The sequence below is a fragment of the Methylomonas defluvii genome (genome assembly GCF_033949435.1).
Lineage (GTDB): Bacteria > Pseudomonadota > Gammaproteobacteria > Methylococcales > Methylomonadaceae > Methylomonas > Methylomonas defluvii.
Genome location: NZ_JAXARY010000002.1, coordinates 120,057 through 142,703 on the forward strand (window position 1 = coordinate 120,057; position 22,647 = coordinate 142,703).

Annotated in this window: 19 protein-coding genes and 1 pseudogene; 9 read left to right on the plus strand and 11 right to left on the minus strand. The window is 52.2% G+C overall.

What is annotated here, in order from left to right:
* The first annotated feature begins 17 nt into the window (after positions 1-17).
* From QLH52_RS03645 to cpdA, 6 genes are all read left to right on the plus strand, one after another.
* Entirely contained in the window at positions 18-656 is a 639-nt protein-coding gene (locus QLH52_RS03645) for a TIGR04211 family SH3 domain-containing protein (RefSeq protein ID WP_084153328.1), read from the plus strand.
* Positions 657-750: 94 nt separating this feature from the next.
* Positions 751-2,601 (plus strand): dihydroxy-acid dehydratase, encoded by a 1,851-nt coding sequence (ilvD, locus tag QLH52_RS03650; RefSeq protein WP_319960565.1) that lies wholly within the window; start codon positions 751-753, stop codon positions 2,599-2,601.
* A 289-nt stretch (positions 2,602-2,890) separates the two neighbouring features.
* Positions 2,891-3,718 (plus strand): AlbA family DNA-binding domain-containing protein, encoded by an 828-nt coding sequence (locus tag QLH52_RS03655; protein ID WP_319960566.1) that lies wholly within the window; start codon positions 2,891-2,893, stop codon positions 3,716-3,718.
* A gap of 78 nt (positions 3,719-3,796) precedes the next feature.
* Positions 3,797-5,110, plus strand: a complete 1,314-nt coding sequence (gene argA, locus QLH52_RS03660) for an amino-acid N-acetyltransferase (RefSeq protein WP_319960567.1) — start codon at positions 3,797-3,799, stop codon at positions 5,108-5,110.
* 36 nt (positions 5,111-5,146) lie between these two features.
* Complete coding sequence (locus QLH52_RS03665; RefSeq protein WP_319960568.1) at positions 5,147-5,599, plus strand: GDP-mannose mannosyl hydrolase; 453 nt, start codon at positions 5,147-5,149, stop codon at positions 5,597-5,599.
* A 3-nt stretch (positions 5,600-5,602) separates the two neighbouring features.
* On the plus strand, positions 5,603-6,391 hold the full coding sequence (gene cpdA, locus QLH52_RS03670) for a 3',5'-cyclic-AMP phosphodiesterase (protein ID WP_319960569.1): 789 nt from the start codon (positions 5,603-5,605) through the stop codon (positions 6,389-6,391).
* On the opposite strand, the gene QLH52_RS03675 is transcribed toward cpdA, so the two are convergent.
* Positions 6,388-6,915, minus strand: a complete 528-nt coding sequence (locus tag QLH52_RS03675; protein WP_020482442.1) for an RNA pyrophosphohydrolase — start codon at positions 6,913-6,915, stop codon at positions 6,388-6,390. The genes cpdA and QLH52_RS03675 overlap by 4 nt on opposite strands.
* 153 nt (positions 6,916-7,068) lie before the next feature.
* On the opposite strand from QLH52_RS03675, the gene QLH52_RS03680 reads away from it, so the two are divergent.
* Positions 7,069-7,725, plus strand: coding sequence for a histidinol-phosphatase (locus QLH52_RS03680; protein ID WP_319960570.1), 657 nt, complete (start codon positions 7,069-7,071; stop codon positions 7,723-7,725).
* Between the two features lie 60 nt (positions 7,726-7,785).
* Here QLH52_RS03680 and QLH52_RS03685 read toward each other — a convergent pair whose 3' ends face one another.
* On the minus strand, positions 7,786-8,016 hold the full coding sequence (locus QLH52_RS03685; protein WP_020482444.1) for a sulfurtransferase TusA family protein: 231 nt from the start codon (positions 8,014-8,016) through the stop codon (positions 7,786-7,788).
* Between the two features lie 74 nt (positions 8,017-8,090).
* Between QLH52_RS03685 and cysG the strand changes: the two genes are divergently transcribed.
* Together cysG and QLH52_RS03695 are read left to right on the plus strand one after the other, a co-directional pair.
* A complete protein-coding gene (cysG, locus tag QLH52_RS03690; protein ID WP_319960571.1) occupies positions 8,091-9,482 on the plus strand; it encodes a siroheme synthase CysG in 1,392 nt (463 codons plus the stop codon).
* Positions 9,483-9,689: 207 nt separating this feature from the next.
* Positions 9,690-10,025, plus strand: a complete 336-nt coding sequence (locus QLH52_RS03695) for a c-type cytochrome (RefSeq protein ID WP_033157353.1) — start codon at positions 9,690-9,692, stop codon at positions 10,023-10,025.
* Positions 10,026-10,101: 76 nt separating this feature from the next.
* On the opposite strand, the gene QLH52_RS03700 is transcribed toward QLH52_RS03695, so the two are convergent.
* From QLH52_RS03700 to QLH52_RS03740, 9 genes and pseudogenes are all read right to left on the minus strand, one after another.
* Positions 10,102-10,716, minus strand: coding sequence for a hypothetical protein (locus tag QLH52_RS03700; RefSeq protein WP_319960572.1), 615 nt, complete (start codon positions 10,714-10,716; stop codon positions 10,102-10,104).
* A gap of 143 nt (positions 10,717-10,859) precedes the next feature.
* Positions 10,860-12,071 carry an argininosuccinate synthase gene (locus QLH52_RS03705; protein WP_319960573.1) on the minus strand — a complete coding sequence of 404 codons (1,212 nt, stop codon included), beginning with the start codon at positions 12,069-12,071 and terminating at the stop codon, positions 10,860-10,862.
* A gap of 96 nt (positions 12,072-12,167) precedes the next feature.
* Positions 12,168-13,427 carry a lipid IV(A) 3-deoxy-D-manno-octulosonic acid transferase gene (waaA, locus tag QLH52_RS03710; protein WP_319960574.1) on the minus strand — a complete coding sequence of 420 codons (1,260 nt, stop codon included), beginning with the start codon at positions 13,425-13,427 and terminating at the stop codon, positions 12,168-12,170.
* Between the two features lie 301 nt (positions 13,428-13,728).
* Positions 13,729-14,637 (minus strand): hypothetical protein, encoded by a 909-nt coding sequence (locus QLH52_RS03715; RefSeq protein WP_319960575.1) that lies wholly within the window; start codon positions 14,635-14,637, stop codon positions 13,729-13,731.
* 342 nt (positions 14,638-14,979) lie between these two features.
* A complete protein-coding gene (gene ppsA, locus QLH52_RS03720) occupies positions 14,980-17,373 on the minus strand; it encodes a phosphoenolpyruvate synthase (RefSeq protein ID WP_319960576.1) in 2,394 nt (797 codons plus the stop codon).
* A 447-nt stretch (positions 17,374-17,820) separates the two neighbouring features.
* Complete coding sequence (locus QLH52_RS03725) at positions 17,821-18,030, minus strand: ribbon-helix-helix domain-containing protein (protein WP_205453813.1); 210 nt, start codon at positions 18,028-18,030, stop codon at positions 17,821-17,823.
* 448 nt (positions 18,031-18,478) lie between these two features.
* A pseudogene (locus QLH52_RS03730) lies at positions 18,479-20,920 on the minus strand (TonB-dependent siderophore receptor).
* Positions 20,921-21,014: 94 nt separating this feature from the next.
* Positions 21,015-21,980 carry a FecR family protein gene (locus tag QLH52_RS03735; protein ID WP_319960577.1) on the minus strand — a complete coding sequence of 322 codons (966 nt, stop codon included), beginning with the start codon at positions 21,978-21,980 and terminating at the stop codon, positions 21,015-21,017.
* Positions 21,981-22,065: 85 nt separating this feature from the next.
* A complete protein-coding gene (locus tag QLH52_RS03740) occupies positions 22,066-22,620 on the minus strand; it encodes an RNA polymerase sigma factor (protein ID WP_319960578.1) in 555 nt (184 codons plus the stop codon).
* Positions 22,621-22,647: the final 27 nt, after the last annotated feature.

Consider the following 22,647-nt stretch of genomic DNA (forward strand, 5'->3'; position numbering starts at 1 on the left):
GAACGAAGAGTGATACTGTGAAAAAAACTTTTGCCTACCTGTTTGCCTGTCTGCTGATTAGCCCGCTTGCCATGGCAAGAACCGCCTACGTCACCGACAAAGTTGAGGTGCCGTTGCGCAGCGGCGAAAGTGAGCGCACCAAGATCGTCAAAATGTTGGAAAACGGCATCCCAGTCAGCGTATTGCAAGAAAGTACCGAAAACGGCTATACCTATATACAAACCAGCAGCGGCGCGGAGGGATTCATTCTCAGCCGCTACCTGACCGGCGAACCCAGCGCCCGCAATCAACTGGAAGCCGTCAGCAAAAAACTCGAAGCGCTCCAGGAAGAAAACAAACAACTTAAAGCCGGACAAGCCAACAGCCAGGAAATTGGCAAAGAACGCGATAAGCTCAGCGCCGACCTTAGCGAACTTCAGCAAACCGCCGCCAATGCGATACAACTCAAACAACAGCGCGACCAATTGCAGGAGCGCGTCATCTCCGTCGAGCGCGAACTACAACAATTAAAACGCGAAAATCAGGCATTGACCGACAGCAGTAACCAGGACTGGTTTTTGTACGGCGGCGGCTTGGCTTTGTTCGGCGTATTGCTGGGCTTTATTCTGCCCAAACTCAGCTGGCGCCGCCGTTCCAGCGGCTGGGATAGTTTTTAGTTTTAAACGAATTAGCCGCAGGACCGCCCTGCTTCAAATGACGCCCTTTCCCGCGGCAGTTTAAGCGCCGCTTTTGCTTTCATCTGGAATCACCATGCCTGCATACCGTTCTCATACCACCACTCAAGGCCGCAACATGGCTGGCGCGCGCGCGTTGTGGCGCGCCACCGGCATGAAAGACGGCGATTTCAATAAACCGATTATCGCAGTAGCCAATTCTTTCACTCAGTTCGTGCCGGGCCACGTACATTTAAAAGATCTTGGTCAATTGGTCGCACGCGAGATTGAACTGGCGGGCGGCGTCGCCAAAGAATTCAACACCATCGCGGTTGACGACGGCATTGCCATGGGTCACGACGGCATGTTGTATAGCCTGCCCAGCCGCGATTTGATTGCCGACAGCGTCGAGTACATGGTCAATGCGCATTGCGCCGATGCGATTGTCTGTATATCCAACTGCGACAAAATCACCCCGGGCATGTTGATGGCGGCTATGCGCATCAATATTCCGGTGATCTTTGTCTCCGGCGGCCCGATGGAAGCCGGTAAAGTAAGGTTGGCGGAAAGCGCGGACATCAAGAGGCTGGACTTGGTGGACGCCATGGTCATGGCCGCAGACAGCAAAGTATCCGACACCGACCTGGCTGCTGTCGAACGCTCGGCCTGCCCGACTTGCGGCTCCTGTTCCGGCATGTTCACCGCCAATTCGATGAACTGCCTGACCGAAGCGCTGGGCTTATCGTTGCCGGGCAACGGTACCATGTTAGCCACCCATGCCGATCGCGAACAATTGTTCAAACAAGCCGGCCGCCGTATCGTCGAACTGGCCAAACAATATTACGAGCAAAATGACGCATCGGTGCTGCCGCGCGCGGTGGGTTTTAAAGCCTTTGAAAATGCGATTGCCCTGGACATTGCCATGGGCGGCTCCACTAACACCATCTTGCATCTACTGGCTATTGCTCAAGAAGCCGGCATCGATTTCACCATGGCGGATATTGATCGCATGTCCAGAGTGGTGCCGCAATTGTGCAAGGTCGCGCCCAACACCGACAAATATCATATCGAAGACGTGCATCGCGCCGGCGGCATCATGGCGATTCTGGCCGAACTGAACCGGGCGGGCCGCTTGCACACCGATGTACCCACCGTGCACGCCAAAACTCTCGGCGATGCTCTGGCACAATGGGACATTACCGCCAACCCCGACGATGCCGTAAAAACTTTTTATATGGCTGGCCCCGCTGGTATTCCTACGCAAGTGGCGTTTAGTCAGAACACCCGCTGGCCCAGCCTGGACACTGATCGTGCCGCAGGCTGTATCCGCTCCATTGACCATGCCTTCAGCCAGGAAGGCGGGTTAGCGGTATTGCACGGCAATATCGCTCTGGATGGCTGCGTGATCAAAACCGCCGGCGTCGATGACAGTCTACTGGTATTTGAAGGCAATGCTCATGTCGTAGAATCGCAAGATGAAGCGGTAGAAAACATCCTCAATAACAAAGTCAAAGCCGGCGATGTAGTAGTGGTGCGTTACGAAGGCCCCAAAGGCGGCCCTGGCATGCAGGAAATGCTCTACCCAACCAGTTACATCAAGTCCAAAGGCTTGGGCAAGGCTTGCGCGCTATTGACCGACGGCCGTTTTTCCGGCGGCACCTCCGGTTTGTCCATCGGCCACTGCTCACCGGAAGCGGCAGCTGGTGGCGCGATTGGTTTGGTAAAAAATGGCGACCGTATCCGCATTGATATTCCCAATCGCACGATCAACGTACTGGTGAGCGACGAGGAACTGTCCCAGCGCCGGACCGAACAGGAAAAACTCGGCTGGAAACCAGCCAAGCCACGTCCACGCAAAGTGTCAGTGGCGCTGAAGGCATATGCTTTTTTTGCCACATCCGCCGACAAGGGTGCGGTGCGCGATTTGTCCAGACTCGAAGATCAGTAAGTTGACGATGCCGCGTAAAGGCTTGATGATTTTGGCCTCTAAAACACCATCAAGTCTTTAACTTTGCATATCAACGAACATGTGGTCATCTGCTGCTTCCAAAATATCTGGAAGCAGCCTCACTATTCCGGTTAACGCCTGATAACCCTCGTCAAAATTTTCAGCGCCGTACCCCCAGAAAAGGCCAGTGCATCATTTCTGGTACAGATTGCGACTGAAGCGATCAAATCGGCTCAACCGAGTAATTGATCCATCACCGCCCTAACTTGGGCCTTAATCCGAATCGCTGATGAAACGCTTCCTCCTCCAACTGCTCTATATCTGGAAACAAAAGCTGAAAATCTATTTCGTAGCCGGCTGGATAGGTGCCGGCATGGGAATATTTTTATTGGCGCCCAGTTACGATTACATCAGCTCGCGCGAGCGCAACTCTGACCCGCTGTCCTCTATCGAATTCGTATTGAGCCAGTTCAAAGAGGTAATGACCGGCCAAATTAATCAGAACAACCTGATTCTGTTCTATGCCGAAATCGGCGCGATACTGGGTCTGCTGTCGCTGGGTTTTTATCAGATACTGCACAAGCGGTTGGTCGCTTTGGATGCGTTGAAAGTCGAGCTGGAAAAAGATTTACCAACCATCATCCGCCAAGGCGAAGGACCGTTGCTGGAGTTTAAATCGTCGCTACGCTGGGATATTCAGGAGCAGCGGGTCAATAAGGCCCTGGAAGGCGTGATTATGAAAACCCTGGCCGGTTTCTTTAACAGTCCGGTTGGCGGGACCTTGCTGATCGGCGTGGCCGACAATGGCGAAGTCCTCGGCCTGGACTCGGATTTCCAAACCCTAAAAAAACCCGACCATGATGGTTTCGAGCAAACTTTGATCACAGCCGTCTCCACCCATCTGGGGGCCGATTTGTGCCCGCTGATCCACGTGCTTTTTCATAAATTGGCCGACCGTGATGTCTGCCGGGTTATTGTCTCCCCTTCACACCGGCCCGTGTTTCTGACGCAGAGCAACACCCCCAAATTCTTCGTGCGAACCGGCGGCGGCACTCGGGACCTGAACATTCAAGAAGCGCTGGATTATGTGGCCAGCCGTTGGAAAAAAACCAAATAACCAGCCCTGATTGGGTTTTAACGCCGGCAAAGTTAAACTAAGCAACCGGCAACATAGCAAACGATTCGTAAACACTCCATGGAACATCAATCAACTTTCGTTAATTGGTTCAGAAATTCATCGCCCTACATCCACGCGCACCGCAATCGCACATTTGTGATCTTTTTCGGCGGCAATGCGGTAACGGAGCCGGATTTCGACAATCTGATTCACGACTTCGCGTTGCTGAGGAGTCTGGGCGTCCGGCTGGTACTAGTGCACGGCATTCGCCCGCAAATCGACGAACAGGTATCCGTTCACGGCAACACACCGCAGTTTCACCACCATTTGCGGATTACCGATGCCACCACGCTGCAATACGTCAAACAAGCGGCAGGTTTAGTGCGGGTGGAAATCGAAGCGTTATTGTCGATGGGCGTTTCCGGCTCGCCGATGGCCGGCGCGAAGATTCGTGTCGCATCCGGCAATTTCGTCACCGCCAAACCCTTAGGCGTACTGGATGGCATCGACTATTGCCACACCGGCAAGGTGCGGCGCATAGACGCCCAAGCCATCCATCAACAATTGGATCAACAAAACGTAGTACTGATTTCGCCTATCGGTTATTCACCCAGCGGCGAAATCTTTAATCTGTCGGCCGAGGAAGTGGCAACCGAAGTCGCCATCGCCTTGCAAGCCGAAAAGTTGATTTTGTTGACCGAACAAAATTGCGTATCGCCTGGCGATAATCACCCCATCCAACAGCTCACCACGGCTCAGGTTTCAGCACTATTGCAAGAGACACCAACTGTTCCGGATGAAGTCGCCCGCTCCTTGCGCGCCGCGATGCAAAGCTGCGAAAAAGGCGTTCAGCGCGCGCACTTGATCAATCGGCATGTGGACGGCGCCCTGCTACTGGAACTGTTTACCCGCGACGGTATTGGTACGCTGATCAGCTCTAACGCCTTCGAAACTATACGGGCAGCGACATTGGACGACATCGGCGGCATCATGGAGTTGATCAAACCTTTGGAGCAGCAGGGCATCCTGGTCAAGCGTTCGCGGGAAAAGCTGGAGATGGAAATTGGCGACTATATAGTCATCGAGCGTGATGGCTTGATCATCGGCTGCACGGCGTTTCATGTAATGGCCGACGGCAACAGCGCAGAGATTGCTTGTTTGGCAGTGCATGCCGACTATCAAAAAGGCGCGCGCGGCAACAGCTTGTTGGACTATCTAAGCAACAAAGCCAAATCCGAAACTATTCGCCGCTTGTTCGTACGTTCCACGCAAACCGTACATTGGTTCGTCGAGCGCGGTTTTGCGCCGTGCGAAATCGACGATTTGCCCGAACCGATGAAAAGCGCTTACAACTATCAGCGCAATGCCAAGGTATTGTATAAAGACGTTTAACATCACCTTCCACCCACTCAGCTCACGGAATATAGGATGCTCGATAAACAGGATTTTCTGACAGTCGTAAAAAACACCCCCCTAGTTGCTATTGACTTAATTGTGCGTTCCAGCAAGGATGAAATATTGATGGGCTTGCGCATGAATGAACCGGCGGCGGGTTATTGGTTCGTGCCGGGCGGTAGAATCTATAAATCAGAAACATTGGCAGCCGCGTTTCAAAGAATTACCGAAACCGAATTAGGCACTGCCTACAACATCGAAAACGCTGATTTACTCGGCGCCTTCACTCATTTGTATGAGACTAATTTTGCCAAACAGCCGGGCGTGACTACCCATTACGTGGTTTTAGGCTATCAATTGCAGTTGGATCTGGATATTAATCAACTACCGGCACAACAACATTCTAATTACCGCTGGATTGGCAAAAACGAAGACTTGAGCGAGGTTCACCCTAACAGCCAAGCCTACTATCCCTATCTGCGCTGAACCATGTCTGCGTTAAAAGTCTTGCAGTTAACCGACCTGCATATATTGCCGCATGCCGGCGATAAAATGCTCGGCATAGACACCGAACAGTATTTCCAAGAGACCCTAGCCCACGCGCATGCCACGCACGGCCCATTCGATCTGATTTTATTAACCGGTGATTTGGGCCAAGACCCTAGCGCTGATAGCTACCGGCGAATTTGCAAGCATCAGCAAACTTATCAAACACCTTGCCTGTGTTTGCCGGGCAATCATGACGACTGGGAACTGATGGAAACCGAGCTGAACGTAGGCTTCGTCAGTTGCCGCAAACACCTGCTGCTAAAAAATTGGCAGATTATTGCTTTAAACAGCCAAAAACCGGGCAGCCCCGCTGGATTTTTATCACAGGAAGAACTGGTATTTTTACAGCAAACGCTAAGCACAAATGACATGCCTGCCCTGCTGGCGGTACACCATCATTGCGTTGCCAGCGGGAGCAGTTGGATGGATACGATGCAAATAGAGAACGGTGAGGCATTGCTGGCAATAGCGGAACGCTTTGTGCAAGTTAAAGCCATCACCTGCGGTCATTTACATCAGGAAATGCAAACTAATCATGAACAAATAGCAATATTCGCCACACCGGCCAGCTGTTTTCAGTTCAAACCGTTTGCCACCGAGTTTGAACTGGACGAGTTAGCACCCGGCTACAGGGTCTTCGAATTGGGCGATGACGGCGACTTGCGATCCCGGTGCTATCGCCTGCCCATCAGCATGAACGACTTACAAACCAACTTGCACAGTTACTAACCAAACGCCAATCTTCCGGACAAATAACTCTCGGCGTTGACGCCCACATCGTTGGCAATCAGCAAAGCTCCTAATTCGTCCATCGCTTTACGGTACACCCGGCGTTTGAAGTAAACCACGTCTTTCAGCGGATACCAGTACTCCACCCACTTCCAGTTATCGAACTCCTGCTTGTGCCCGCAATCGAACCTGACATTCGATTCATCTGTCATCAAGCGCAAAATAAACCAAATCTGTTTCTGCCCGATGCACAAGGGCGTGGAATTTTTGCGGATATACCGATCCGGCAGTTTATAACGCAACCAATAACGGGTGCGTCCCAGCAACTGCACATGCTCTGCACACAAGCCGGTTTCCTCCCACAACTCCCGATACATCGCGGTTTCCGGGTCCTCGTCGCCATCGATTCCGCCCTGCGGAAACTGCCACGAGTTAGCGCCCTTGCGCTTTGCCCAAAACACACGACCCTCGTCATTGCAAAGGATAATGCCGACATTAGGCCGGTATCCTTTCGAGTCTATCATGTAAAAACCTGTATTATTTGCCGCCCTGTTGCTAATGCCTGGATGTTAAAATTAACAACGGCACGGCCATTAAAATGAATGGCGCAATTGTTCCACAAATAACCGGCGGACGCCACAGGCCGCTACTTTTTTCTTTATGACGACGGATTTGCCGTGAGCTTAGCGATTTTTGATCTGGATAACACGCTGATCGCCGATGACAGCGATTTTTTATGGGGCCAATTTTTAGTCGACCGTGGCATTGTCGACAAAGACCAGTATGAACAGGCAAATAAAAAATTCTACGAGGATTACAAACACGGCACGCTGGATATTGTCGAGTTTTTGCATTTCTCACTAGCGCCGCTGGCGCAGCACGACGCAGAGCAACTGTATCGCTGGCGCGCTGAATTCGTCGAAACGCTGATCGAGCCGATCATGCTGGAGGCTGCCCAGGCTTTGGTGGAAAAGCATCGCGCGGCCGGCGACACCTTGCTGGTGATTACCGCCACCAATCGCTTCGTCACCGAACCGATCGTCAAGCTATACGGTATCGACAACCTGCTGGCTACCACACCGGAATTTGTCGATGGTCGCTACACCGGTAAATTCAACGGCACACCCTGCTTTCAGCAAGGAAAAGTAGTGCACCTAAACGACTGGCTGGCCAATTCCACGGAAACGCTGGCAGGCAGTTGGTTCTACAGCGATTCGCATAACGATTTGCCGCTATTGAGCTTGGTCGATCAACCGGTTGCTGTCGATCCCGACGAAATACTACGGAAAGTTGCTCGGCAAGCAAACTGGCCGATTATTAGCTTGAGGAAATAAAAGCTGAGGACAAGGGTCAAAAGAAGCGCCCTTCTGACCCTTTGTAATATTGAATCGCTGCTATTTTTTCTGTATAAAGAATACTTGTTTATCGGCTTCCTTGAATATCTTCAGCGGAATATGTCCCGCCTGATCGATATAGACGCCGAAGTCCAAATGGGCCGCCGGATCGGTAGCAATCACTTTGACTACCCTGCCGCTTTCCACTTCCATAATCGCCTTTTTCAAACGCAGCAACGGTAACGGACATTGCAATCCGCTGGCATCGACTTCCAAATCAAATTCGATCATAGTGGTGTTCACTCAACTGTTCTTTAGACAACGCTTATAATAACACCAACCCCAGACCACGAAAATCAAGCACCATGGATTACTTCCCGCTTTTCTTAAAACTAAAAGACCAGCCATGCCTGGTTGTCGGCGCCGGCGAAATCGCCTCGCGTAAAATCGAGCTCCTGGCAAAAACCGGCGCGCGTATTACCGTGGTGGCGCTCGAAATTGGCGCCAGCGTTGCGGAAATGGGGCGCAATAATCAAGTAGTAATCCAACAAAAGGCCTTTGCTGCGGACGATGTGAAAGGCATGCGCGTGGTCATATCGGCCACCAACCAGCGCACGGTCAACGAAACGGTTGCGCAAGCTGCAACAGCTCATAATATTCCGGTGAATGTGGTCGATAATCCCGATTTGTGCAGTTTTATCTTTCCAGCGATCGTTGACCGCTCGCCATTAATCGTAGCGGTGTCTTCCGGCGGCGTGTCACCGGTTCTGGCACGCTTACTGCGTTCCAAGGTGGAAAGTGCCATTCCCGGCGCGTTCGGGCTGCTGGCGCAGTTTGCCGAGGATTTTCGAGCATTGGTTAAGGAACGACTCAAAGAACCCAACCGCCGCCGGGTATTCTGGGAAGACGCCTTGCAAGGCCACATCGCCGAATTGGTGTTTTCCGGCCGCCGCGAGCAAGCTGCAATAGAATTACAAGCCAAACTTGATGCGGCTGAGCAGACACAAAATCGCGGCGAGGTGTATTTGATCGGTGCCGGCCCCGGCGATCCGGATTTATTGACTTTCCGAGCCCTGCGCTTGATGCAGCAAGCGGATGTGATTGTCTACGACAGGCTCGTCTCCCAGGAAATATTAGAAATGGCTCGCCGCGACGCGGAGAAAATCTACGTGGGCAAGCAACGCAGCAATCACAGCCTACCGCAGGAATCGATCAACGAGTTGCTGGCGAATCTGGCTTTGTCGGGCAAGCGCGTCGCACGCCTGAAAGGCGGCGATCCGTTTATTTTCGGCCGAGGTGGCGAGGAAATCGAAACCCTGATGCAGCAAGGCATTCAGTTTCAAGTCGTACCAGGCATTACCGCTGCCGCCGGCTGCGCTAGCTATGCGGGAATTCCGCTGACCCATCGCGACCATGCACAGTCGTGCACCTTCGTTACCGGGCATTTGAAGGACGGCAATATCAACCTGAACTGGAGCCAGTTAGCCTCTCCCAACCAGACCGTCGTGATTTATATGGGTCTGGTCGGTCTGGAGACTATCTGCCAATCGTTGATCGATCACGGCTGCCCGGTCGATCAACCGATTGCATTGATTCAACAAGGCACTACCCGCCATCAGCGAGTCATTACCGGCACCCTGGGCGATATGCCTAAACGTGTCGAAAACGCGGACATTAAACCACCGACCTTGATCATAGTGGGCACCGTAGTGCGCCTGCGCAAACAGTTGGAATGGTTTCAACCCGGCCAAAACTAAGCACGTGTGAATTTTTCCTTATTTCAGACGATGTTAAGTTTTACTTGGAAAAATCAGCCCGCAAACCCGGTAAAGGCGCGAACGACAGAGAAAATCGATTGAATTTTTCGCTAAAGTTCCCTATCCTTTACCCGCTTAATTTCCCAATGAACTGCCTATGCAAATAACAATATGCAGTTTTTTTTTTAAACACAACGAGAGAATCATATGAAAAAATCATTCGGTTTATTAGTAGGCGCAACTTTGATCGCTATCAGCGGACAAGTTGCAGCTAACGAAGCGGAAGAAATCGGCGCGAAAATTTATGAGCGTGCTTTCGGTCGTGGCTGCGGCGCTTGCCATGACATCGCTTCCAATCCACAATTATCGGCCTTGATCAGCGCCGGCAAACTGCCTAAAGACCAGTTCGCTAAAGTTCTGAAAGAAGGCAAAAACGGTATGCCTAAAGCTGTTGCGGCTATCATGGAAGTCGGTCCTGTGAAAAAAGCAGGTTATACCGAAGACCAAGCTATCGATGCAGTTTACGAATATCTGAAAAAATAATCGTAGCCTTACAGGCAAACAAAAAGCCGCTGCCCCTCACGGGACAGCGGCTTTTTTGTGGTCGTTATACTACAAGTTAGTCTTGACGACCGAGATACGCCTGTTGGCTGCGTTGATGGGTTAAGCGGTAGCGGTTGCGTAGCCAAACTCCGGCAACCGCCGCAATCATCAATCCGCAAGACACAAAGGTCAGATAGACCAAATCTTTAATGTCGTTCAATTCCTTGATCAGGGCCTGATTGGCAGCCGCACCTTCCACTTTTGCCGGCGAATCAACGGAATAGGTAGTGAGTATTTTGACATCGCCTTTCAGATCCTGAATGGTCTGCAGGGAATCGGCCACGCTACCCTTTTTGATATTCTCTTCCAGAGCTCTTAGCTTGCTGTCGATAGACCCGCTTAACAAGCCGAACAACTGGCCTTTCAAGGCGCTGATTTCGGCGGATAGCGCCGGATTCTGCGTGGCATACACTGCCGAGATAGCCTGATGCTTTTGTATTTCGGTCAACAGATTTTGTTTAGGCAGTAAGACAAAACCCAACAAAAAAACTGCCGCCATCAACGCCAGAACCAGCATTAACAAAAAGCGATTAGCCTTCATCAGCGCCTGATGCTGATGGGCGCGCAGATAGACTATCTCATGCTTATCGGTATTGACATCATCCAGATTAATCTCAGGCATATCGCTCATTATTCTTTTAGTGTTGCTAATCGGGAAGCTCTATTGAATCTCCTAGAGCACGCGATGCCTAAACGGCACCCCATGCCCGCCGGAAATACATCGGCGCATTATACAAGCTAAATCAAAAATGTCCTGTTTTATACAAACCGCGCTCAACGACCTTTTTTGGCGGCAATCCGCATTCTCAGGGCATTCAGTTTAATAAAGCCTTCGGCGTCTTTTTGGTTGTAAGCACCACCATCTTCTTCAAAAGTCGCGATATTTTCATCGAAAAGACTATTGGTTTCCGAGGCGCGACCAACGACGATCACATTGCCTTTGTATAGCTTGACCCGCACCTTGCCGTTGACGTTGACCTGTGAGGCATCGATCATGGTTTGTAACAGCGCCCGCTCCGGACTCCACCAGTAACCGTTGTAAATCAAGGACGCATAACGCGGCATCAACTCGTCTTTTAAGTGCGCCACTTCGCGGTCCAGGGTCAGCGATTCGATGGCTCGATGCGCTTTCAACATCACAGTGCCGGCAGGCGTTTCGTAGCAGCCTCTGGACTTCATACCGACATAGCGATTCTCGACGATGTCCAGACGACCAACGCCGTTAGCACCGGCAACTTTGTTCAATTTTTCCATCACCTGATGCGGCGTATGCGGCACATCGTCGATAGCAACGATGTCACCATTTTGATAAGTCAGCTCGACGTAGGTCGCTTGATCAGGGGCGTTCTCGGGCGATACGGTCCAGCGCCACATATCTTCTTCCGGTTCCGTCCAGGGATTTTCCAAAATCCGGCCTTCGTACGAAATATGCAACGAGTTGGCATCCATGGAATAAGGCGAGGTTTTACCCTTTTTCATTTCCACGGAAATGCCGTGCTGTTCGGCATAATCCAGCAATTTTTGCCGCGAATTCAAATCCCATTCGCGCCAAGGGGCGATGATTTTAATATCCGGACGCAAGGCGTAAGCGCCCAACTCAAAGCGCACTTGGTCGTTGCCCTTGCCGGTCGCGCCATGAGAGACCGCGTCAGCACCGGTTTCATTGGCGATTTCGATCAAGCGTTTGGCAATCAAAGGACGGGCAATCGAAGTGCCGAGCAGATACTCGCCTTCGTAAATGGTATTGGCACGGAACATCGGAAACACGAAGTCACGAGCAAATTCTTCGCGCAAATCGTCGATATAAATTTCCTTGATGCCGGCAGCAGTTGCTTTAGCACGAGCCGGTTCCAGTTCTTCACCCTGGCCGATGTCGGCGGTAAATGTCACGACTTCGCAGTCGTACACATCTTGCAGCCATTTCAAAATAACCGAGGTATCCAAACCACCGGAATAGGCCAACACCACTTTTTTAATATCCGACATAATGCGCTTCACACCTTTTACAAATTAAAAAACGGGCGAATTATAACGGAAAACCTCTACGAGTTGCCCGCTAACCGCCCTAACCCACACGTAAAACTACAGGCATTGCGCCAACAAACCCACCACCCGTTTTGTCGCGCCTTGGTTATTTTCTACAAACAACCTGCCGTTATCGATCAATCTATTTCTAAAAGCTACATCGCGATAGAGACGCAACACCGCATCGCTTAGGCTTTGGCTATCACGACACTGTATCGCTCCCTCCAAGGCTAAAATGCGCTCGGCAATTTCCTGAAAATTAAACATTTCCGGGCCAAATAACACGGGTACGCCAATGGCCGCCGGTTCCAGTACGTTGTGACCACCGACCGGCACCAGGCTACCGCCGACAAAAGCCAGATCGGCAGCGGCGTACAACATTTTTAACTCACCCATGCTGTCAGCGATATAAACATCGGTTTGCTCATGATGCTGCTTTTGCTCGCTACGCATCGCCACCGCCAAACCCTGCTGTTCGCAGAGCTTTTTAACGGTTTGAAAGCGCTCAGGATGGCGTGGCACTATCAACAACAGCAATTCGGGTATCGATGCTTTAAGGAGCGGGTAAAGCGCCAGAAATATCTCTTCTTCACCCTGATGAGTGCTGGCTATGATCCAGACCCAGCGCCGGGTAAATAATTGTTGTTTCAATAGCTGCCCAGCCGCGACCGTAGCCGCATCTACCGCCATATCAAACTTGATATTCCCCAGCACCTGTACTTGCGCCGATTCAGCGCCAATCTCGATAAACCTCGAACGATCTTCCTCAGTTTGCACTGCAATCGTCTGTACGCAAGCCAGCGCAGGTTTAACCAACCGCGGGATTTTTTGATAAGAACGCGCAGATCGCTCGGACAATCGCGCGTTAATCACAAATAGTGGAATCGCCTGCATCGCACAGGCGGCAAACAAATTCGGCCAGATCTCTTTTTCCATAATCACCGCTAGCCTTGGCCGAAAATGCTTAAGAAAGCGCTCGACTATAAAAGGTAAATCGTAAGGCAGATAGACGTGTTCGACTTGGTCAGCCAGTACAGCTTGAACACGCGCCGACCCTGTCGGCGTGGTGGTGGTGACCAACACCGGTATTTCCGGATATTCAGCCTGCAATAGCTTAAGCAATGGAAAAGCCGCTTCCGCTTCACCCACCGAAACTGCGTGCAACCAAATGACATCGCGCTTTGATGGGGTGGAATAAATGCCTAAGCGTTCGCGCCAACGCTGCCGGTAGGCCGGCGCTTTGATGCCGCGCCAGTAAAGCCGGAACAATACGGCTGGTAAAATTAAACCAAAAACCAAAGTATAGAGGCGACGCATCGGCTTTTAAAACCCGTAAGCCAGCTGCGAAACAAAGCGTTTTAAAGCTAGCGTTGCGTCATTGGACATTAGCACACCCTCAAAAATACCAGGGAGTATATCAAAGGGTAAATCTAAAATTTAACTACCAACTATGATTAGAACTCGGCACACAATAGCGACGAATCTATTGGGAGGAACGGTCGACCACATCGTTAGCAGCCCCGTAACAAAGACGCCATCCCTGGCGAATCCTCCTGATTATTCCTAAAACCACATTCCCTGCGCTACAAACCCTCAGACTTGCAGCATGCTTTCACCCTTACGCCGCGGCGGCAGCTTTACGGCGACCGCCAAAACCGATCATCCCGGCCATCGCACTGCCGAATAACCAAACGGCGCCAGGAACTGGCACAGCGGCAATGGATAACTCGTAGCCGGAGACGTTTGCATTCCATCTGCCGACGCCGTTACCACCCAGCGCAATCGTATAAACTTGGCCTGCCTCTGCGAAAAACTCAAGATAATTCACGGCATCGACGGTAGCGTCATGAGTCAGGTACTCCATACCGGAACCAACGCCCGTATTGTAGAAAGGGTTGCTGGTATTTTCCGGCTTGCCGGTGTTATTCCAACTACCGTGGTGGCTATAAGCTACCGAGTTGGTAGTATCCATACCTTTAAACACGGTAACGCCAAAATTACCGTTAATGGTGCCCAGCGAGGTCAGGTTCAGCCTTAATACAGTAGAGATGTCGGATTTAATCAAACCCATGTCAATTTGGTGTTTCCAACCGGTTGGACCTGTTGCGGTAGGTACGCCATTAGCATCCAGACCATTATCTTTCCAAGCACCGGCGCCGGTATCAATTTCCGCTGCCACGCCATAATCAGCCAGTGCGTCGGCGGCAGACACCTCCAAGGTTCCTGGTCCGTGAATCGCCGCAGCCCAGTTCAAATGCGCGCGACCGGTATATCCGAACGGCAACGCACCGCCTGCTGTACCAAGCCAAGGCACTTGGGTACCTTGATAACCGCCGCTTTCAGGGCCGGTAGCAACGGTATCGACATCAGGACCGTCATAAGTGTAATTCCAACCATCGGTTGCACTGGCCGCCGTTGTCGTGAAGGTGTTGTACATGACGTGCGCCGATGCGGTAGATGCACCCGCTGAAAGCGCAACACCCGCGACCGTCATGGAAACAGCTTTAGCCAATTTTGTTTTGATCATACGTTTTTTACCTTAAATCTTAAGTTTTGGGGAGAAAGCACCTTAAGCCCAGGACTTAACAATCTTGTAAGCCATCACTGACAGGCGCCTGTCTCCCTAACGCAATCCTTATGCCACCTATAAAACGTATTAATTACAAACAATTAGAATTTACTTATTCTCAACCCCTAATCAAATTCCGTGATTTAGCTCACAAAAAACAGGTGAAATAACATAATTTAGATTTTTCCCTTACTCGAGCAACCGTTTCCGACCAAAGTTCGAGAGCAACACAAATTTAGGTGTAACACTGTATTGAAAACATCAGCGGCAAGTCATAGAGCCATCAAACGCCCAGAGTAGCTATCGTCTCAACCTACGTTCCAAATCCAGCAGACGCTGGGTAGTCTGCAACACCGTATCCGGATTCAAGCTCATCGAATCAATGCCGATTTCGACCAAATATTCGGCCATTTCCGGGTAATCCGACGGCGCTTGACCACAAAGACCGGAATGGCGGCCGTTGCGGCGCGCACCTTCCACGGCCAGGCGAATCATGGTCTTCACGCCGGCATCTCGCTCGTCGAAGTCGTTGGCAACGATTTCGGAATCACGGTCCACACCCAGCGTTAATTGGGTTAAGTCGTTGGAACCGATCGAAAAGCCGTCGAACAACTTGGCAAATTCGTCGATCAGGATGACATTATTCGGTATCTCGCACATCACGTAAATTTCCAGGCCATCATCCCCGCGCTTTAAACCCAGCTCTGCCATGTAAGCCAATACTCTCTCGGCCTCGTCTATGCGCCGACAGAATGGGATCATCAACACCACGTTCTTCAAGCCCATCTGCTCGCGTACTCGTTTCATTGCCGCGCATTCCAGTGCAAAGCCCTCGGCATAAGCTGGGTGCACATAGCGGGAGGCGCCGCGAAACCCGATCATCGGATTCGCCTCGTCGCGCTCAAACCAACGGCCGCCCAGCAAGGTGGCGTATTCGTTGGTTTTAAAGTCCGACATCCGCACCACCACCGGCTTCGGATAAAACGCCGCCGCGATGGTGCCGACCCCTTCCGCCAAGCGTTGGATGAAAAACTCTTCCGGCTGGGCATAGCCTTCGGTCAACTGCTTAAGTTGTTCCAGCTCGCCGGCATCGGCGACTTTTTCCGGGTGAATCAACGCCATTGGATGCGCCTTGATGTATTCGGTGATGATGAACTCCATCCGCGCCAGGCCGACGCCGTCGTTGGGCAGAAAGCTGAGTTTAAACGCCAATTCAGGATTGCCCAGATTGAGCATGATCTTGGTTTTTGGCCGCTGCAGTTGCGACAAATCCGTCTGCGTCACGTCAAACTCCAGCCGGCCGGCATAGACTTTGCCGACATCGCCTTCCGCGCACGACACCGTAACCAGGCTGCCGCTCGCTATCGCGGCCGTCGCGTTCTCGCAACCGATTACGGCCGGCACACCCAGCTCGCGAGCAATGATCGCTGCGTGGCAAGTGCGCCCGCCGCGGTTGGTGACGATAGCGGCGGCAGTTTTCATCACCGGCTCCCAATCCGGCGTGGTCATATCGGCCACCAAGACTTCGCCCGGTTTGAAACTGCCGAGTTTAGCGACGTTGTCTATCACCCGCGCCTGCCCGACCGCAATCTTGCTGCCTACGGCATGGCCTTTGACGATGGCGTCGCCAGATTGTTTGAGCTGGTATTGTTCCAAGACATTGCCAACCTTTTGTGAGGCCACGGTTTCCGGGCGGGCCTGCACGATATAAAGCTTGCCGTCCAAACCGTCCTTGGCCCATTCCATGTCCATCGGCCGGCCATAATGGCGTTCGATTTTCAGTGCGTAATCCGCCAATCGCAGCACTTCCGCATCAGCTATACAAAATTGCCGGCGCTCGTGATTTGAGGTAGCTACGTTGCGAATCGGTTCGCGGGTACGGCCGTCGCTATAGATCATCTTGATTTTTTTCGCACCCAACGTGCGCCGCAAAACCGCCCGATAGCCTTGCGCAAACGTGGGTTTATGCACGTAAAATTCGTCTGGATCGACCGCGCCCTGCACCACGTTTTCACCCAAACCGTAAGCACCGGTGATAAACACCGCATCGCTGAAGCCCGACTCGGTATCCAGCGAAAACATCACACCGCTGGCCGCCAAATCGGAACGCACCATTTTCATCACCCCAATCGACAAACCGATTTTGAAATGATCGAAGCCCTGATCCAGCCGGTAATGAATCGCCCGGTCGGTAAACAGACTGGCAAAACAACGCTTGCAGGCATCCAGCAAAGCTTGGCCGCCGCGAATATTCAGATACGTATCTTGCTGGCCGGCAAAGCTGGCGGTAGGCAAATCTTCGGCTGTTGCAGAACTGCGCACCGCGACGGTTAAATCGTCTTGATATTGCTGTTGTAATTGCCCGAAAGCATCCAGAATTTGCTGCTGCAAATCGGCCGGCAACGGAGCCGCATACACCAAATCGCGCGCCTGTTGCGCACGGTGCGCCAAGTCTGCAACATCGTCGGCATCGACGTCGTCGAGTAAGGCGTGCAAATGCGGCCAAGCATCGGCCTGATCCAGCATATAACGGTAAGCTTCGGCGGTAATCGCAAAGCCATTGGGGACCATCACGCCCTCGGTGGCCAATTCGCGATACATCTCGCCGAGCGAGGCATTTTTACCGCCGACCAGCGGAATATCGTTAATGGTAAGTTCTGCAAACCAGCGGATGTATTGATTGTGCGTGGACATGTTGCGCTCCTTGGCTGTTGTTATGCTTGTCCTGATAAGCATACGCCGTTGGGAGCAATCGGCAAGGGGCTGGAGCTGTCGCCTGGGGCGGTTGTAATCACGGCACGCAAGGTTTTAGCGGAATTTTAAAGCGGGTTAATTGTTAAGGTCGGGGTTAGCTCCCCGACCCGCCAAGAAACGGTGAATTATTTACGCAACAGATAAGCGATTATCCCGCCTGTCGCCGCGGATAAGACCGACATCGCCCACTTTTTCTCTTCCGCGCTGGTGGTAATTGCCACCAAGGTGGCGTAGCACAACCAGACGATTAAAACCACAAAACCGAGCGCAACAATGAATAGCGCTAAATCCTTGAATAAGCGGACATGCCGTTCGGCGCCGGTTTCCTACCGGTCAACCGAAACGCTGAACGTATGATTGAGCAGCGGATTATTGAGATCGATAGGCTCATAAGCCGATAATTTCGGTTTCCAGCTTTTGAGTTTCAGATTCGACCAAACCGATTTTCAGCCCGCGCCGACGTCCGTCCCTGGCCGCCAGATACAGGGTAATCGCTTTGCGCAAAATTTCGCTTTTATTGGTATCGCCTTCCTCAGCGGCCTTGTCCAGTTCGCGATTCAGATCATCGGACAACACAACATTGAAACGTACAGACATGGGCAGTTCCTCTTGGTTAAATGATGTGTTTTTTGTACAGATATTTTACACATCAGGCAAGCAGAATGCTTGGGCTCCAGCCTGTCGAGTTTAATCAATTCGAAACCTGCTTGGCTGTCGCACATTTAGCCACGCCGAGCCGGTTCCGGGCAGTATGAGCCAAGCGTCAATCTCACTGACCTAAACCCCGCCCATAAGGTTTCGGACGGGGTTTGGAACGGGTTTTAAACCATCGGGCCGGAAGCCGATCCCTTGCGTTTAGGGATTAAAACTCAATCGTGCGGGTACGGTAATTTCGTGCCGCAGCGCGTGGGAACGAGAACAGCCCCCTGGTTCCCAAGCTCCCGCTTGGGAACCAAACACTTGGGAGCTCTTGCTTCCTGTAGAGTTAGAAAGCTGGAGCTTCCAAGGCCGAGGTTCCCAACCTAGAGGTTGGGAACCAGAAAGACTAATACTCCACTCTTACTGATCCCATAAATGTCCTCGGAGTGCCGACTTCGATAGCATTACGGCTGAAAGCCGCGCTGGGAAAATACTCTTTGTCGAGCAGGTTGTTGACATTCAACTGAGTAGTCAATTTGCTGCCGCCAACTTTCCAAGAATAACTGGTCAATAGATTTACCGTCGCATAGCCGGGCAGTACGACGTCAGTGTTACTTGTTTCGGTAGTTTGCGAGCCGCGAACCAGTACCCCACCACCGAACTTCAAGCCTCGCAACGTACCAGCTTGTAGCTCGTAAGTGGTAAACAAACTGCCACCATGTTTGGGAACTCCTGGCAAGCGTTGACCATTTTCACCCGGATAACCTTTAATAACTTTCGCATCGGGTGTATAAGCATAAGCACCGATTATGTTCCATCCGGGTAGGATTTCTCCTTTTACATCGAATTCCAGGCCAGCTGTTTTAGCCTCTCCTATCGCTCTTGCGTCGATAAAAGTCGGTGGCTGATAAATTGCCATATTTTGCTTGGTCAGATCGAACCAAGCCAACGTAGCCATCAATTTTTTGTCGAAGAGTTCTGTCTTGGCTCCAAACTCCCACTGCTGTGCAGTTTCAGGACTTAATAACGAACCACCAATTGATCTACCAGATTAGACACCAACAAAGTTTTCAGTGTAACTGCCGTACACACTAAATTCCGGAATAGGTTGCCAGATCAAACCGCCGCGAGGTGTCAAGCTATCCTGCATGGGATTTTCAGTAACCGTCCCACTGACAAGATCGACATATTCATTTTCCGCACCGTCATAACGAAAACCCGCCAGCATAGAAAAGTTAAATGGCAATTTGATTTGATCTTGTAGATAAAGCCCGAACCATTGCTCCAATGCTGAGCTATTAACAACGGGTGCATTAGCTATTTGATTTTGGATGGCATTAGCTCCGAGATAAGTAGGATTATAAATATCGACGGCATTGAAATAATATTGCTCAGTACCTTGCCTAAAGGTACGAAAATAGTCCCCCCCTAATAGTAACGTATGCTGTAATCCCCATGTATCGAAATGCCCCGTCAAATTGATCGCATTAAAATAGCTGGCATCATCTTCCGGCGGGCGATGTCCGACCACGCCAAATATATTTAACATTCTGTTGTCAGTATTTAACCCTGTCGGATTAGCTGCGTAAGTCTCTATACCATTGTAGACCGCGGTGAAACGATGGCTGAGCGTCCAATTGTCATTAAAGGCATGAGACCAATTCATGCCAACCAGAACCCGTTCGAAAGTACTTCGCGGGTCTGCTTCACCTAAAAATCGACTGCGTGGTACATCGGCTGGTCGATTGCCAATTGCAGGTATGCCTCGGTCAAATACCACATGACCGTAATCGTATTCCAATTCAAAATTCACCTGGGTTTTAGGGCTAATGTTCCAAGTAACCGTCGGTGCGATAAAAATACGGTCGCTGCTTACCATGCCACGAAACGAGTTGGCATCCTTATAAGCCAGATTAATACGGTACAGTAACGATTTGTCGTCGGTAATCGGCCCGGTGGCGTCCACAGTGGTGCGATAGAAGTCGTAAGAACCGAATTGTTGTTGTAAGGAATAATACGGCGTTGCCAACGGTTGTTTGGTGACGTAATTGACCACACCGCCGGGCGCAGTCAGTCCATAGAGTAGAGAAGCTGGGCCTTTCAAAGCTTCTACACGTTCAACATTCGCCAAATCCCGGCCGCCCCAAGCCCCTCCCAACGGGAATGGCGCACCATTGCGATAATCGCCTGCGGGATAATTATCAAAACCTCGTCGTCTTGACCAGTCCAGCCAATCACCCGAATTTGCAGTACCTTGATAGATACCGCTGACATAATTCAGCGCGTCGCCCGGACGGACAGCTTGCGTGTCTTCCAAAACCTGTTTTGGCACGACCTGCACCGAGAACGGCGTTTCCATGATTGGCGTGTCGGTCTTGGTTGCAGTGGAAGCATTAGGCAGGTTGTAGTCGGGGTTATAAGGATCAGTCGAGTCATAAACCGCCTTCCCCACCACCGTCACCGCCGGCATCGTCGCCGCCGTGCGCGGCTCGGCATTCACGGCTGGTTCCACCGTAAACGTATCGTCCGCCGTTTTCCGCACAGTCAAGCCCGAATTCTGCAACATCCGCTGCATGGCCTGCTCCGGGGTGTATTGGCCGGACACCGGGCTGGAGCGAAGTTTGCCGACCAGTTCCGCCGGATAGAGCAGGCGCAGGTTGGTCTGGTCGGCGAGTTCGGTCAGGGCGCTGTCCAGGGCTTGCGCCGGGATGTTGAAGGCTTGCGCAGCGTCGCCGGCCATCGCGGTCAGGTTGACCGTGCCGAGCAGTAATAATGCGGCAATAGGCTTGGGTTTAAATATACGGGCCCGGCCAGGATGGACGCTGCCGGTATCGAGTGATTTTTTCATCTGTAGTCCTTAACGTGGCGGCGGCACCATTGCCGCGTACCGGTTAAGACGGACGGCTGGAAAAATCTTGTAATGGCGGCGGGATTTTTTTGCGCTAGCCGTGCAACACGGTCAACCAAGGCGTGATTTGACTGGTTTTTACCGAGAGGATTTGTTGCAGCATCGCCAGCGTGGCGGCGCGGTCCGCCAGCGGGAAAACGCCGCTGACCCTTAGCGCCGCCAGTTTGGCGTCGCTGATGACGATCTTTCCGGGGAAATAGCGGTCCAGTTCCGCAACCACATCGGCCAGGGCTTGATTTTTAAAGACCAGTTTACCGCGCTGCCAGGCGGCATTTTGCTGCGGATCGGCCGCCACTGCGGCTTGCAGGCCGTCGGCGGCACTGTAAACCGCTTGTTGCCCTTCTTGAATGCGGGCGTCTGGCGGGTAATCCGGGGCCTGCAGACCTTTGACGCCAACCGCGTGTTCCTGCACCGTGATGCGGGCGGCGTGGTCTTGTTGCAGTACTTCAAAGACCGTGCCTAAGGCTTTGACCACTGCGGTATCGGTGGCGACCTCAAACGGCCGATTGCGGTCGGCGGCAACCTTGAACAAGGCCTGGCCGTGTTTCAATATCAGTTTGCGGCCGGTATCCGAATAGGTAACCGTCAATGCGGTATCGGTATTCAACAGCACTTGGCTACCGTCGGCCAACGTCACGGTTTTTTGTTCGCCGACAGCGGTGTAATAGTCACTGAACCAGCGGTCGCCAAGGCCGGAAAACGGCAAAACCAACGCCAAGGCAACCGCGGCCGCTGCCAAACCGCGCCAGACGGGCCGGCTAAATCGGCGGCCCATGGCTTGCGCCGGTATCGGCAGATCCGTTACCGACCAGCCCTCGCCCATGTCCAGCCACAGTTGTTCGGCCTCGGCAAAGGCGCGACGGTGCGAGGGGCTGCGATTTTGCCATTCGGCGGCGGCGCGCCGTTCCTGCTCGCTGGCGTTTCCGGCGCGCAGCCGTATCACCCAATCAATGGCCTGATCGGACAAAGTGGTGATTTCGGAAACGGGTGCGTTACTCATCGGCGTAAGGTTTGGACGATTGAAACTATTATGACGGATGACGCGGCCGTTCTTGCTGATATTTTCCGGGCGGCCGGCATGTGCCTCAATGTTGCTTGAGCCGGTCCCGGCAATGCCGCATGGCCCGCGCCAAATGCTTGGCGACCATGCTGTCCGAAATGCGCAGGCGGGCCGCGACTTCGGTATGGCTAAGACCTTCGACCCGGTTCCAGTAAAAAGCCAGACGGCAGTCTTCGGGTAATTCGGCCAAGGCCTGATGAATGGCTTGCAAACGCTGGTTCTGTTGATAACGCTGCTCGGGGCCGGGCGACTGTTCGGGAACGGCGTTGTAGGTGTCGTCGTCGACGTCCTGCTTGAGCCGATTGACGCTAAGCCGCTGGTAGTCGATCACCAGATTACCGACAACCCGAAACACGAAAGCCCGCGGATTCTCGATAGTTCCCGGCCTTTGCTGGCGGCTTAGCCGCAAATAAGCATCTTGCAGTATGTCTGCGGACAGGTCTTCCGAACCCAGTTTACGCACGATAAAGCGACTGAGTTCATCGCGATGTTTATCGATGAATGCCGCAAACTGTTCGGCGCTGAGTTCGGCTTGCTCGCCGCTGTCGGAAGGTTTTGCGGAAAAGAGTTGGTCGGACATGTGCCATCGCTGCGTTATTGTCCTGAT